This is a genomic window from Brevibacillus sp. NRS-1366 (assembly GCF_050467985.1).
Genome location: NZ_JBITPN010000002.1, coordinates 296,347 through 309,507, shown reverse-complemented (window position 1 = coordinate 309,507; position 13,161 = coordinate 296,347). Strand labels below are relative to the sequence as shown.

The window sequence follows — 13,161 nt, the reverse complement described above, 5'->3', positions numbered from 1 at the left end:
CGATTTTATGCTACGCTCTTATTTACTGCTCATCTTTTGCGTCACAGCCTGGGGCAGTAATTTTGTCTTTGGAAAAATGCTCGTTGCCGAGTTTTCTCCGCTCTTTTTGTCGGCGATGCGCTTATTGTTTATCTCGCTATTTTTACTGGTCTGGTCAAAAGGGCGCTTGAAAATCCCTGTGCTCTCTCGGAGGGATTGGCTACTCGTATCCGCCCTCGGAATTGTTGGTGTCTTTATTAACCAATGGTCATTTTACAAAGGGCTGGTGACGGCTGACCCGACTACCTCAGCACTCATTTTGGCACTGACACCGATAACGACCGCGATTTTGGCAGCATTGTTCTTGAAGGAATCGTTAACCGGACGAATGGCAATCGGGTCGATCATTGGTACTGCCGGTGTACTGTTCGTCATTTACACAGGAGCAGAGCTTCACTTTGACGCCGGCATTCTCTGGATCTTTTTGACAATGCTTACGTTTGCCGCATCCATTATTCTGGTACGAGTATTGGGACATCGGCTTCCTCCCCTTGTCACGACGCTCTTCTCTAATCTGATTGGATTTGGCTCGATGCTGCCTTTTGTGCTCGTCAGCCTGCCTGCCGTAACCATTAGTCCGTCGCTCTCTTCATGGCTGCTGCTGTTCGTCACTGCCGTCATCATGCACGGTATCGTCACTCTCATCTGGAATAGCCAGTTGCAAAAGGTCGGTGCTGCGAAGGCTGCGATGTTTTCCAATCTGGAACCTTTTATTGCCATGGTCTTTGGTTTCTTTTTACTGGCGAAGCCCGTTACCGCTGTGCAATTGTTTGGAGCTGTGCTGATTATCGGGGGCGTAACCTTGACGACAACCTCCAAGGAGCCTCAATCGCAAAAGCAGCGCGAGCTCTCGTCTTTTTCATCCTGACGAAATAGGAAGGAACGCCCTTCCTTTTCATACAAAAATAGTCGGAATTATGGTTGTGATTTACAATTCCTCTGCTTATACTAGACGGTGATGAATAGAAATCTCATGTCGAGGAGGAGCTACCTATGTCTACCGTAAAACTGTCCCAATGGGAAACAATGCTGCTTGAGGCGGCTCGTGCCCATGGATTGGCGGATGAGGAAATAATTCACAAGCTCAGAACAGGGAACATAGAGGCCTTTCAAGACGTGGAAGGCGGAAAATTCGATTTTACCCTTCTCTTTGAATTGTCAAAAAATGACCCGAAGACATTAGAGGCAGCGATCCGGGTAGGCTACCAGATCAAGTTCACCACCTTTAACGGAATCAAGTTTTTGTTGAACAAACGCTACGATATTCAAGCCGAGCGGGACTATCAAGTAACCGGGGATACTTTGGATCAGGTGCGGTTAAAAGCCGATGAGCTGGAATGGCTGCGCCAGGCGATCTCGAAAAACTGGCGTATCGTAGAGCTGGAAAAGCGCGCCGCTCCAGGAGAGACTGTGGTGCGTTTTGAACTTGCGACAGCTGCCTCGTAAGAAAAACGCGGGAAGTTGAAGTGACCCCGCGTCGTTTGGTAGGTGGTCTGTGAGGCTGTAGTGGAGGAGCGGAAAAGGGAGAAAACGCTCCAGATTCTTGGGTCCCTTGCTGAGGGGTCATCCCTGCACGGTTCCACGGAAAAAGCGAAACCGCGTCCAAAGTGGCCGATTCAGGAAGCTTCACAGAGGTGGACGCTTAAAAGAGTGTTTCACTTTTTCCGTTCCACCTCGGATGGGCCCCAAAGATCTTCGCTTTTTTCTCCCTTTTCCTAGGCCAACCTTGAGTCTTCCCCTTGCCTTCTTTTGGGAGCCTTCCACGGAGTTTTTTTATGGACAAACCAAAATTAAACTTCCTGCAACACTACAGCCGCTGCCAAACTAATCGGTGCCTATTATGAGTCATGTTTTCCCACCAAAATCTTATAAATTCCTTGATATACGCTCCGGAAAGTTTAAACAAAAGATACTTTCACACTGTAAAGTATTTAAACTTTCCTACAGGTTAAGGAAAACAGAGGAAGACTTTCTTTCTTCACGATAAAAGGGAAAAGAGCACTTTCCACTTAGGAGAAGTGCTCTTTTTTTTAACGCTGCGGGTCACCGTCTCCATCCAGCAACCGCCATTTTCCTGCGGACATAAGTGAGCTGCCCTTGCAACGGGATTCCGATCGGACAATTATCGTCGCATGCCATCAGGCCGATGCAGCCAAAAATACCATCCTCTGACCCGACAACATCGAAGTATTCCTGCTCATCCCGTTCGTCTCGCGGGTCGGCCATGAACCTCGCTACACGGTTGACACCTGCTGCCCCGATAAAGTTCGGCTTGATGTTGGCGGTGGCGCAACCGCCAATGCAGCAACCGCATTCAATGCACCTTTCCGCTTCATAGATGCTCAAGGCCGTTTCATTATCCATCCGCTCTTCCTGTGCTTGAGGGGAAAAGGTTTTTTCCGTATGTACCCAGGATTCTGTCCGCAGCGAAACATCCCGAAACCACGTGCCGGTATCCACCGACAAATCGCCGAGTAGTTTGAAGACGGGGAGGGGCATGAGGGTGATATCCGATGGTAAATCCTTGGTCAATGTCTTGCAGGCTAAAGTGGGCTTGCCATTAATCAACATCCCGCAAGAGCCGCAGATGCCTGCACGGCAGACAAAATCATATTTCAATGTAGAATCTTGTTCTTCGCGAATTTTCGAAAGCGCAATAAATAGTGTCATGCCCGTTTCTTCTTGCAGCACGTAGGACTCCATGGTCGGTTTCTCTTTCGGTATTTCCGGGTTGTAACGAAAGATATGAAATGTCAATTGCCGCTGACCCATCTTTTCTCCTCCATTCCGCTCAAAATCAGAAGATCATCGTTTGGCGCTTGCTTCGCCGTATCCCCGGTCACCAGGCGGCAATTCGGTAATTTTCACAGGTTCGTATTCCAATACTGGTCGATCGGCACCAGTCGGCCAGTAGGCCAATGTCCGCTTTAACCAGTTCTCATCATCTCTTTTTGGGTAGTCTTCGCGGAAGTGACTGCCTCGGCTTTCGGTTCGCGCCAATGCTCCACCTGCAATGCAATAAGCTAACTTGATCATCCCAGTTATTCTCAGAGCGGAAGCCAGCTCAGGATCGGCACCCTGACCTTTGCTGCGAAGGCCTACGTGAAGGGAGCGCTGATGCAGTTCATGAAGCTGATCAACTGCTTTTTGCAAGGGTTCCTCCGAACGGAAAATTCCCACGTTTTCACTGAGGATATTTTCCATCTGACGGCGCAGCTCATAGACGTTTTCTTTCCCGTTTCGGCAGTCGATCAGGGCCTGGATCCGGTCTTCCTGGAATCGCACATGCTCTTCAATCTGAGCAGATGATAGATGAAGGGAGGCTTCCTTGGTGTATCTGGCAATTTTATCGCCTACGATCATACCGGCAACGACTGTTTCGGCGAGCGAATTTCCGCCTAAACGGTTAAAGCCGTGCATATCCCAACAAGCGGCTTCGCCCAGGGCAAACAATCCTTCCAGCCCGTAAGCCATTCCGTCCATATTGGTGCGGATCCCGCCCATGCTGTAGTGTTGAGTCGGGCGAACGGGGATTAAATCATGGACCGGGTCAATCCCTGTAAAATTGCGAGAAATATTGGCAATCTCCCGCAAATTGGTATTAATGTGCTTTTCACCTAGATGTCTTATATCCAACCAGACATGGTGCCCGTACGGACTTTCAACACCGTATCCTTTGCGAATATGCTGCATGATGCGGCGTGAAACCACATCCCGGGAAGCGAGTTCCTTCTTATTGGGTTCATAATCAGGCATAAATCGGTGGAGATCCTTATCCAGCAGGTATCCGCCATCGCCGCGGGCGCCTTCCGTAATCAGAATCCAGGAGGGGACAATGCCTGTCGGATGGAATTGAACGGCCTCCATATTTCCGAGGGGAACGACTCCCGTTTCCAAAGCGACAAACATACCGTTCCCCTCATTAATGATCGCGTTGGTGGAGGCGCCGTAAAGCCTGCCATACCCGCCTGTCGCCATTACAATAGACTTTGCCGTATACACCCGGAGTTTTCCGGTACGTAAGCACCTGGCTACTACGCCGCTTGCGCACGTGCCGTCTTGAATCAAAGATAGAACTTCGGTTCGATCGTGAACCGTTATTCCCAGCTTGATGACAACACTATCCATGGTATAGAGGAGGGTATGTCCGGTACCGTCTGCTGTATAGCACGTGCGCCATTTGGCTGTCCCTCCGAAGTTTCGGGCCGTAATCAGTCCTTCTTTTTCCGGATCTTCATAGATTTCTTTTCCGTCATACATACGCGTGCCCGCAGCGATACGGTTCCACGGAACTCCCCAGTATGACATCTGCCGAACGGCAATCGGTGCTGTTTCCGCAAAGAGACGGGCAACATCTTGGTCGCAACCCCAATCGGAACCTTTGACCGTATCGGCAAAATGGACATCGGGATTGTCTCCTTTGCCCATGGCGCTGTTGCCGAGCGAAGCCTGCATACCACCCTGTGCAGCTGAGCTGTGGGAGCGCCTGGGGGGAACTAAACTTAAGATGATGACATGAAGACCTTGTGAACACGCTTCGATGGCAGCGCGTTCACCAGCCAGCCCGGCTCCGACAATCAATACGTCCGAAGTGAAACTGTCATATCGATTCATGCGGAACCCCCCAGCGAATAAAATACCCACAAGCTCACACAACCCAAAGCGATCGTACAGATGGTAACGACGGTTAACACTCGTTTCAGACTTTGACGCTGCACGAATCCCCATTTGGCAAGGGCACGATAAAGGCCAACACTGGCGTGATACTCAGCCAATACCAAAAAAACGAGATAAAACCATAGCATCCATGAATGAACCCGATCCGCACTCAGCTTTGCGTCAATCCCGACGTAAACGACAGTGAAAACATGAATGATGATCAAGATCAGCATGGCGCTTCCCGTAACCGCCTGGAACAGCCACGACCAGGTGTCATCGTGTTTGATCATTTTGGCATGCTTCCACACGATTTTTTGTTCCTGCCAGCGGCCGGGTATCCGGCGAAGCACCGCCCCGACGTGAGCGGTAACCGTTAATATGATGAAAACCACGGCAATATCCAACAGCCGAAACTGCTCCATGAAATGGGCGAGTGTGTTAAATGCCTCCACTCCCAAAAGAATGCTGGCGACAAAAAGCATATGTGTCCATAAAAAACCAACCAATAACAAGCCACTGACCGTCTGGACTAATTCAACCAAAAAGTCCGCTTTGCTTCTCAGGGTCAAGGCTCTCTGCAAATGCATATTCGTTCTCCCTCCTATCCAATCCCTGCTATTGCTCTTCTTTGCCGCCTTCGATTGATTTTGGATCAAGCACCTTTCCGCATTTCGTACAGACGAGGACAGGGACCCGTAAATCATACATGTCATCATAAATGTGGGGATGATCCGATCGAGTTACCATCACTGTCGAAGCGCCACAGCAGTGAGAAACATTCATCCGGGCTCCTTCCTTTCCATACGGGATTTGCTTTGGTGGATCCGTAAGAAAGACGTCCTGTTGATCTAAGATGGGTCAGCTGGATGATGGATGTTTTATGTTATAGAATATTCAGTACGATCCACAAACATGCAGTCTGTTCGAGGTAAAAGCGCATGAGATATTACCAGTGGCACGTATAACATTAAGAAAAACGCGAGAAAATCACCCGCGTCCTTTGGTAGGTGGTCTGTGAGGCTGTAGTGGAGGAGCGGAAAAGGGAGAAAACGCTCCAGATTCTTGGGTCCCTTGCTGAAGGGTCATCCCTGCACGGCTCCACGGAAAAAGCGAAACCGCGTCCAAAGTGGCCGATTCAGGAAGCTTCTCAGAAGTGGACGCTTAAAAGCGTGTTTCGTTTTTTCCGTTCCTCCTCGGATGGGCCCCAAAGATCTTCGCTTTTTTCTCCCTTTTCCTCGGCCAGCCATGAGTCTTCCCCCTTCCTTTTTCTGGGGGACCCCCAGGAAGTTTTTATATGGACAAACCAAAATTAAACCGAGGTCTATTCGCTGAGGAGCGACCGTGATTTAGCGAAAGGTTTTACCGAAGTTAAGCCAGATGCAGACGCTGAAGCACCTTGTTATGCGCTCCAGAAAGTTAAAGCAATGATGCTTTTACAATGTGAAGCACTTTTAAACTTTCCTACACGTTAAAAAGAGCACTTTCCGTAATGGAAAAGTGCTCTCATCGCTACCCTTTCACAGCCCCTTGCGTAAGCCCCTCGACCAAATATTTCTGACAAAAAGCAAACAACAGCATCGTGGGGATAACCGACAGCACTGTGGCTGCTGACATCGCTCCCCACTCGATATCGTACTTTTTGATAAAGGCGTTCATCGCTACCGGAATGGTTTTGACCGACTCCTCATCAATGAACAGGACGGCCATGATCAGCTCGTTCCAGCACTGGACAAAGGCAAAGATAAACGTGGCTGCAATCCCTGGAAGCATGATCGGCACAATGACCCGAAACAAGGCACTAATCCGCGAGCAGCCATCCATCATCGCCGCTTCCTCCAAAGCATTGGGAATTCGCTGAAAGAAACCAGACATGATAATCGTGCAAAAAGGGATCAGCATCACCGTGTAGATCAGCATGAGCGATGCCAGGCTGTTTAAAATATGCATCTTGGACATCATGACGTACAAAGGCGCCATCCCGATAAACATCGGAATCATCTGGGTAATCAAAAAACCAAACATCACCTGCCGTTTCCCCCGAAAGGAAAACCTGGCCAGTACGTAGCCACCGAGCATGGCGATCACCACAACCACCGCAGAAGCAAACAGTGAAACGAGAAAGCTGTTCCAAATGTATACCTGAAAGTGGGAAATCCGAAAAATTTCAATGTAGTTGAGAAAGGTAACCTGTTCAGGCCAATAGCGAATCGGCAGCGAAAAGATTTCCTTTTGACCTTTGAGCGATGTGATGACAATCCAGTACAGGGGAAAAATCGCAAAAGCCAAAAATCCTCCCAGCACAACAACTCTGCCTGTTTTCCACCATAGATGATCACGATCCATCAGAAGTCCCCTCCCTTCTCCACTTTGGTCGCTTTCACGTAAAAAATCGTAAACAACAGCAGAATCAAGACAATGATGACACCGATCGCCGAGGCTTGACCGTAATCCTGCCCAAAGATGACTTTATCAATCATATATGTTGCAAAAATGTGGGTAGAGCCTGCTGGGCCCCCGTTTGTCATCGAATAAATGATATCGGGAAAGTTGAGAATCCAGATGACCCGAAGCAAAATCGTCACCAGCATCGTAGGAAGAATGTACGGAAGGGTCACACTCCAAAACTGTTGAATCCGCCCAGCTCCGTCCATTGCCGCTGCTTCGTACAGCTCTTCGGGTATGGATTGCAGTGCAGCCAGGATCATGATGGCGAAGAAGGCGACCCCATACCAAATATTCGCGATGATAACTGCGGCAAGCGCCCATTTTCCGTCAGCCAAAAAAGGGATCGGGGCATCGATCAGACCTGTCTTTAGCAAGAGATCATTGATCACGCCGAATTGCGCATTAAACATCCAGCGCCAGATCAGCCCGATCAAGAAGCCGGACATGGCCCACGGGAAAAAAACAAAGGCCTGGTAAATTCCCCGTCCGCGAAAACTGCGGCGCATCATGAGGGCAAGCGCGAAACCAAACAGCAATTGAAAAAACAAGGAAATCACTACCCAGTAGAAGCTGTTTATCGCCACCCGCGGGAATTCAGGACTCGTCAATACGTTGATAAAGTTGTCCAATCCGATAAACTGGATATTCATCAGGTCAAACAGCGTGTAGTTTTGAAACGACATGATGACACCGCGCAAAAGCGGATAATACGTAAATACCGAAACAAACAATACCGCTGGCAACAGGCATAGAAGGATGAAGACACCTTCTTTTGATAGCCGGAACGGTTTTTTTCGTTCCGGTACGATCGTCTTCGGAGTCATGACGATGGGTTTTTGTGTTTGCACGTGAATCTTCCCCCTCGTCTATTTACGCTCGGCTTTTTCTTTCGTCCAGTATTGGTCCCACTTTTTCAACAAATCCTCTGCAGAGAGCTGATCCATTAAATAGCCTTGAATCTCTTTGTCCGCAGTGCTTTGCCAAGCCCCCCAGCCTTTGTAATCCACCGGCCTGGAAACGTCGAGGAACGTAGATGATTGCTGATTCATTTCGATAAACGGCTTGAAGTAGCCAGTCTTGTAAAACTCATCTTCTGCAGCGCTTTTCACTACAGGGATGACAGACGTCTTTTTGGCAAAATGGGTGGCTTGCTCTGGATCAGAGAGGAATTCGATCAGCTTCCACGCTTCTTCCTTGTGCTTCGAGTATGCCGTCATGCCCCAGCCAGGACCGCCTACTACCTGCTGCGCTACTCCTGATGGTCCAATGGGGATCGGCGCAGTTGCCCACGTGCCTTCTTGCATTTTTTCTTTAGCTCCGTCGATCACATCAGGGTCCTGAATTAGCATAGCTGTCGAGCCTGCTACGAAGCCCTGTACCATTTCCTGAAAGCCCCAGCTAACAGAATCCGGCGGTGATGCTTCCTTGTAAAGCTGTTTGTAATAGCGCATCGCTTCGAGCGACTCTGGCGTAGAGAAAATCGTGCGTCCATCCTTTAAGAAAAAGGCGGAAGCCGGATCCACTTGTGTGCCGTTGTATGCCCACATGGTGATCAGTGCGTAGTCCCATCCCGTAGGTCCACCCCGGAAACTGTAGCCAAAGCGGTTTTTGGCTGGATCAGACAGCTTTTTGGCTGCAGCGAGCAGTTCATCCCATGTCTTTGGAACCTCAATACCCGCTTCCTTGAACCAATCCGTCCGGTAATACAGGACGCGCTGATACAGGCCATTTGGAATGTAGTACGGGGTATTCTCTACCCAGGTGGCGCGTCGCTTGGCGACATCTGTAAGCTGATCGTAGTTTTTCCATTTATCCGTGTAGGGCTTCAAATTTTCGATAAATCCGTTCATCGAAAACTGCTTGGCATTGAATTCCCTCACTTCCAGTACGTCCAGTTCTTCTTTTGCCATCAGCATCTGGGTAATTTTCTGGTCAGCTCCCTCAAACGGGGGAGAAATCAAATCGACCTTGATTCCCGGATTTTTCTCCTCAAACTGAGCCAGCATCCCTTTTAACAGCTCGGTCCGCTGCGGGCTAGTAATGCTCTCTACCATCTTCAGCTTGACGGTCTGTCCGCTCTGCTCGTTGCCAGCTCCCGACGTCGGCGCTTGAGCCTGTGGAGTGGCGGCAGGCTGACTACATCCTACCAACAATGCTGTCACGACACTCAGATTGAGTGCCATAGAAATCCAGGAACGAATTCCCATACACGAACCCCCTTTATATATTTGTAGGACAGTTCGTATTATAATAAATATTCTGAATAATTGGTTTTGATATCTTTACCAATGTTTGCATTATCTTTACTACTTTTCGCTTCACTCTGGGCGGGCTTTAGTGGAGGAGAGGAAACAGCTTTTGCTCTTTTTCGTTCCGGTCTGTTTGATAGTTTCACTGGGGGTAGAAGACTTCTTTGTGCGGTGATGGCCGCGATGCAATCAAATGAAAACATCCCGCTCACTTTTTGGATCGTGAGACGGGATGTTAATTCGTTGTTTGGGCGAATGCTCTCTATTATTTCGCCCGAACTAGCATTCTCATTCCTAGCAATACCGCCCAAGCTTGGCGCTCTGCTTTGAAGAAGAAGCGGAGGGGGCTGCCGTTTTGCAGAAAGACGAGCGTGTCGCTGCCGCTTGCCCTCAGCTCGAATTCGGTTCCTGCCACATCAGCCACAGGGATGCCGTCTCTTTGGAATAGACGCAGATTTCCTCCTTCTGCCGATTGGTAGGTCCCGACCAGTCTATCCAGCTCTTCTTTGCTCGCCTCATAGCTCGGCTCTTCGCCATCCTTTTGATCCAGCGGCAATTCCAAGGCAGCATTGACAGCGGCCAGCCACACATTGCGAATCGGGACGTTATCCAGATTGCACAGGACTGCGACAACCAGCCCTTTCTCTGGAACAAACCCAAAGTTGGATGACACACCAGGCTGTCCTCCACCATGCTCGACCAGCGTAACCCCGGAATAGTCAGGCACCATTCTGAGCGCATAGCCATACCATGCGTTTCTCGTCAAACGATGGACAGGCTGCCACATAGAGCGTAAAAGCGATTCGCTGGCAATCTCTTTTTCCTGATATTGCCTTGCATTGACAAAGATTTGCCCGTACTGCATCAAGTCCAGCACATTGGAACGAATCCCTCCGCCGACCTCGTAATTTCCCAGTGCAGGCCAAGGCGCCGGCTCCACCTGCTTGTTCCCTTTTTGAACATAGGGAACAGATACATTGTGCAGGCGGGCTACTTCCTCCAGACTGAAGGTGCTGCGATGCATGTGCAAAGGCTCCAGCAACTGCTCTGTCACATATCTGCGGAAGAGGCGGCCGGTGACGCGCTCGATGATGGCCCCGAGCAAGAGGAACATGTCATTGCAGTAGCTGAAATACTCGCCTGGCTCACCCAGGGAATCAATGTCCAAGTCTCCTAGATACGCCAAATGATCATTTAATTTCGTCAATTCTTCGCGGCGCAAAAGCGGAGGAACCCCCGAGGTATGCGAGAGCAGATGGCGAATTTTGATCCTGTCCGCATTGATTTTCCCGCCAATTCGAAAGGACGGAACGTATCTGCTGACAGGATCATCCACGGACAGCTTTCCTTCTGCCACGAGCTGCATGATCGCAACAGCAGCAAAAGATTTGCTGACTGAGGCAATCCCGAACAGCGTCTCTGGCGTTACCGGTTCTTTCCTATCGTGATCACGAACCCCAAAGCCATTTTGGTAGATGACCTCACCTTGATGGGAGATGGCGATGGAAAGACCCGGAACGTTGTGCTCCTCCATGAATTGGTTTACGTAGTCTGTCAAAGCTGATATCTTCGACTGATTCACTGGACATCCCCCCATGCGTGTACGATGCGACCTTTTCTCCCTTTCGTTGTCACCGCTTGGGAGAGAGAATTGTAGATCGCTTCCTCGGTTGCTTCTGCTGCAGCGGCAAACAACAGGTTCATGGCTGGGTGATCTTCACGGACTTGCACACGTGATTCCACGAAGTCATCTGTCTGATGCAAGATGCGCTGCGCGGTCGAAAAAGCGATCACTATATCGCCGCTCCCGTTGCCGAAATGGCTGCCAGTGCGCCCAAGGCCAATACCTGTTCGTTTGGCTACACGCAAGAGCTGCCTGTCACTCAGCGGTGCATCTGTTCCCATTACGATAATGATAGAACCGTCCTCTTGATTGTCTATGGCCGGTACTTCCTTCATGCTTTCCACAAACAGCTTGTCCCCGAGAAACTCTTCCTTTTTGCCAAAATTGCTGAGCACAAGTACACCCAATGTAAACACTTGTTCACCTACAGTGATGACGCGTGAAGAAGAACCGATTCCTCCCTTGTAGCCAAACGCGACCATTCCCGTCCCTGCACCGACCGCTCCCTCTTCTACCGGAGCATTTGATGCTCGCTTGATCGCTTCACGTGCATCTTCCGGTCGCACGACACAGTGGCGAATTGAATTCAGATGCCCATCGTTGCATTCTCCTACCACGATGTTGACCGTCCCTGTGGTATCTCCGATTTCTTCATTCGTATCCAGCATGTATTCAAGCGTTCCCTGGGTGACAGCGGGTACAGAAAATGTATTCGTCAGCATGATCGGAGACTCTAGGACACCCAGCTCATTGACTTGGACGAGCCCGGTCGTCTTACCGAAACCGTTGATCACGTAGCTGGCAGCGGTCACTTTTTCCCGAAACAGACTGTCTTTGTGCGGCAAAATCGCTGTCACACCTGTGCAGGCGTACTCTTCCCCCGCCTCATCCAATTCACGCTGAATCGTCACATGCCCGACAAGCACCCCAGGTACGTCGGTGATATCGTTTTTTTCTCCTGTAGATAGCTGACCTACCGTCACACCATAAGCACGAATTTTTTGTTTTTGAACCATCTTCATCCTCGATCCCGATCCTTTCTATCAACAACGTCCATTTCGCCTGCTCACGGGTCCTACACTGGGCGATTGCGCAAGAAGTTTTCAAAGGCAAACCCGCGCACTTCTTCCTCTGAATAGCGCTTGAGCAGCTCATTGATCAGATTTTGACTCACGCCCGCATGCTCGAGTCCCATTACCTTTGTCGTGATCCCGTCAAAATCTGAGCCGAGTCCAATCTGGCGCACCCCGCCCAGCGAGCAAAAATGGTCAATGTGGCGGATCAGGTCATCAATCGTCGTAACACCCGTCTCTTTAACAAACATCGGGCAATAGACAACATGCACGTTTGCCCCTTTTGCAAACATGGCTTTGGCCTGTTCGTCATTCAGATTGCGCGGGTTGTCGCACACAGCTCTCGCATTGGAATGGCTCGCGATTGGGTATACAGCAACCTCCAATGTATCCCAAAAGCTTTGCTCGCTCAGATGAGAAACATCTGTCAGGATTTTGTGCTCGTTATGGAACTGAATGATCTCCTTGCCAAACGCCGTCAATCCTGCATTTCTCGGCTCCAAAACACCATCTGCCGCCAAATTCGCAGGATTCCACGTCAGCCCGACAGAAAGCACGCCCAATCGATAAAGAATGTTCAGCCTTTTCAGATCATTACCGATCGGCTCGACTCCTTCCAGAGTAAGTATGGCCCCGATTTCCCCCTCCTGCAAAAGGTCCAACTCACTCCAATTGCGAATCTGCTTCATCTCTGGATTTTTGCCCAGCACCTCTACATAGAAGTAATGGATTTGATCCAAGGCCGCCTGAAATTTTTGCTCGGACGGCATGTCCGGAGGCGTGAAAATAGCAAAGCACTGGACCTTTACCCCGCCTTGGAGCAAACGTTTTTTATTGACATCCAGCTCTCCTGCATCATGAAAGGCCAGATTCCCTTTATTCTCCCAGATTTTCAAAAGAGCGTCGCAGTGAAAATCAATGATATTCATGCTTGTCATTGCCATCGTTGTCCCCTATCTTTTTCTTTAAAGTACACTACCTATTCTCCTGATTTTACGGTAAGGTATTTTTGAGAGCGATTCCAATAAAATATTGCAATAGGCATCTTAAAAATTTTGCATAATGGAGCAAT

Annotated in this window: 12 protein-coding genes; 2 read left to right on the top strand and 10 right to left on the bottom strand. The window is 49.5% G+C overall.

Going from position 1 to position 13,161, the window contains the following annotated elements; genetic code table 11:
* Positions 1-7 precede the first annotated feature (7 nt).
* Entirely contained in the window at positions 8-907 is a 900-nt protein-coding gene (locus ACIFQN_RS02205; protein ID WP_429831372.1) for a DMT family transporter, read from the top strand.
* 125 nt (positions 908-1,032) lie between these two features.
* Complete coding sequence (locus tag ACIFQN_RS02200) at positions 1,033-1,485, top strand: hypothetical protein (RefSeq protein ID WP_429831371.1); 453 nt, start codon at positions 1,033-1,035, stop codon at positions 1,483-1,485.
* Positions 1,486-2,082: 597 nt separating this feature from the next.
* Here the strand turns inward: ACIFQN_RS02200 and ACIFQN_RS02195 are convergent.
* The 10 genes from ACIFQN_RS02195 to ACIFQN_RS02150 form a co-directional block, all read right to left on the bottom strand.
* Positions 2,083-2,811 (bottom strand): fumarate reductase iron-sulfur subunit, encoded by a 729-nt coding sequence (locus ACIFQN_RS02195; RefSeq protein ID WP_429831370.1) that lies wholly within the window; start codon positions 2,809-2,811, stop codon positions 2,083-2,085.
* 33 nt (positions 2,812-2,844) lie between these two features.
* A complete protein-coding gene (locus ACIFQN_RS02190; RefSeq protein WP_429831369.1) occupies positions 2,845-4,653 on the bottom strand; it encodes a fumarate reductase flavoprotein subunit in 1,809 nt (602 codons plus the stop codon).
* The gene (locus tag ACIFQN_RS02185) at positions 4,650-5,285 is read right to left on the bottom strand and encodes a hypothetical protein (RefSeq protein ID WP_429831368.1); all 636 of its coding nucleotides are present in this window, start codon (positions 5,283-5,285) and stop codon (positions 4,650-4,652) included. Before ACIFQN_RS02185 ends, ACIFQN_RS02190 begins: the two co-directional genes overlap by 4 nt.
* A 28-nt stretch (positions 5,286-5,313) precedes the next feature.
* Entirely contained in the window at positions 5,314-5,481 is a 168-nt protein-coding gene (locus tag ACIFQN_RS02180; RefSeq protein WP_429831367.1) for a hypothetical protein, read from the bottom strand.
* A gap of 726 nt (positions 5,482-6,207) precedes the next feature.
* On the bottom strand, positions 6,208-7,041 hold the full coding sequence (locus ACIFQN_RS02175; protein ID WP_429831366.1) for a carbohydrate ABC transporter permease: 834 nt from the start codon (positions 7,039-7,041) through the stop codon (positions 6,208-6,210).
* A complete protein-coding gene (locus ACIFQN_RS02170) occupies positions 7,041-7,991 on the bottom strand; it encodes a carbohydrate ABC transporter permease (protein ID WP_429831365.1) in 951 nt (316 codons plus the stop codon). Before ACIFQN_RS02170 ends, ACIFQN_RS02175 begins: the two co-directional genes overlap by 1 nt.
* Before the next feature lie 18 nt (positions 7,992-8,009).
* Positions 8,010-9,350 carry an ABC transporter substrate-binding protein gene (locus ACIFQN_RS02165; RefSeq protein ID WP_429831364.1) on the bottom strand — a complete coding sequence of 447 codons (1,341 nt, stop codon included), beginning with the start codon at positions 9,348-9,350 and terminating at the stop codon, positions 8,010-8,012.
* 307 nt (positions 9,351-9,657) lie between these two features.
* Positions 9,658-10,974 carry a serine hydrolase domain-containing protein gene (locus ACIFQN_RS02160; RefSeq protein ID WP_429831363.1) on the bottom strand — a complete coding sequence of 439 codons (1,317 nt, stop codon included), beginning with the start codon at positions 10,972-10,974 and terminating at the stop codon, positions 9,658-9,660.
* The gene (locus ACIFQN_RS02155; protein WP_429831361.1) at positions 10,971-12,038 is read right to left on the bottom strand and encodes a P1 family peptidase; all 1,068 of its coding nucleotides are present in this window, start codon (positions 12,036-12,038) and stop codon (positions 10,971-10,973) included. The genes ACIFQN_RS02160 and ACIFQN_RS02155 overlap by 4 nt, the downstream gene beginning before the upstream one ends.
* A 53-nt stretch (positions 12,039-12,091) precedes the next feature.
* Complete coding sequence (locus ACIFQN_RS02150; RefSeq protein WP_429831418.1) at positions 12,092-13,027, bottom strand: dipeptidase; 936 nt, start codon at positions 13,025-13,027, stop codon at positions 12,092-12,094.
* Positions 13,028-13,161: the final 134 nt, after the last annotated feature.

Bases quoted from the DNA above. Each gene is read 5' to 3' on its own strand.
- ACIFQN_RS02180 (WP_429831367.1), bottom strand. From the start codon at position 5,481: ATGAATGTTTCTCACTGCTGTGGCGCTTCGACAGTGATGGTAACTCGA.
- ACIFQN_RS02175 (WP_429831366.1), bottom strand. From the start codon at position 7,041: ATGGATCGTGATCATCTATGGTGGAAAACAGGCAGAGTTGTTGTGCTG.
- ACIFQN_RS02190 (WP_429831369.1), bottom strand. From the start codon at position 4,653: ATGAATCGATATGACAGTTTCACTTCGGACGTATTGATTGTCGGAGCC.
- ACIFQN_RS02200 (WP_429831371.1), top strand. From the start codon at position 1,033: ATGTCTACCGTAAAACTGTCCCAATGGGAAACAATGCTGCTTGAGGCG.
- ACIFQN_RS02195 (WP_429831370.1), bottom strand. From the start codon at position 2,811: ATGGGTCAGCGGCAATTGACATTTCATATCTTTCGTTACAACCCGGAA.
- ACIFQN_RS02205 (WP_429831372.1), top strand. From the start codon at position 8: ATGCTACGCTCTTATTTACTGCTCATCTTTTGCGTCACAGCCTGGGGC.
- ACIFQN_RS02165 (WP_429831364.1), bottom strand. From the start codon at position 9,350: ATGGGAATTCGTTCCTGGATTTCTATGGCACTCAATCTGAGTGTCGTG.
- ACIFQN_RS02150 (WP_429831418.1), bottom strand. From the start codon at position 13,027: ATGACAAGCATGAATATCATTGATTTTCACTGCGACGCTCTTTTGAAA.
- ACIFQN_RS02185 (WP_429831368.1), bottom strand. From the start codon at position 5,285: ATGCATTTGCAGAGAGCCTTGACCCTGAGAAGCAAAGCGGACTTTTTG.
- ACIFQN_RS02155 (WP_429831361.1), bottom strand. From the start codon at position 12,038: ATGAAGATGGTTCAAAAACAAAAAATTCGTGCTTATGGTGTGACGGTA.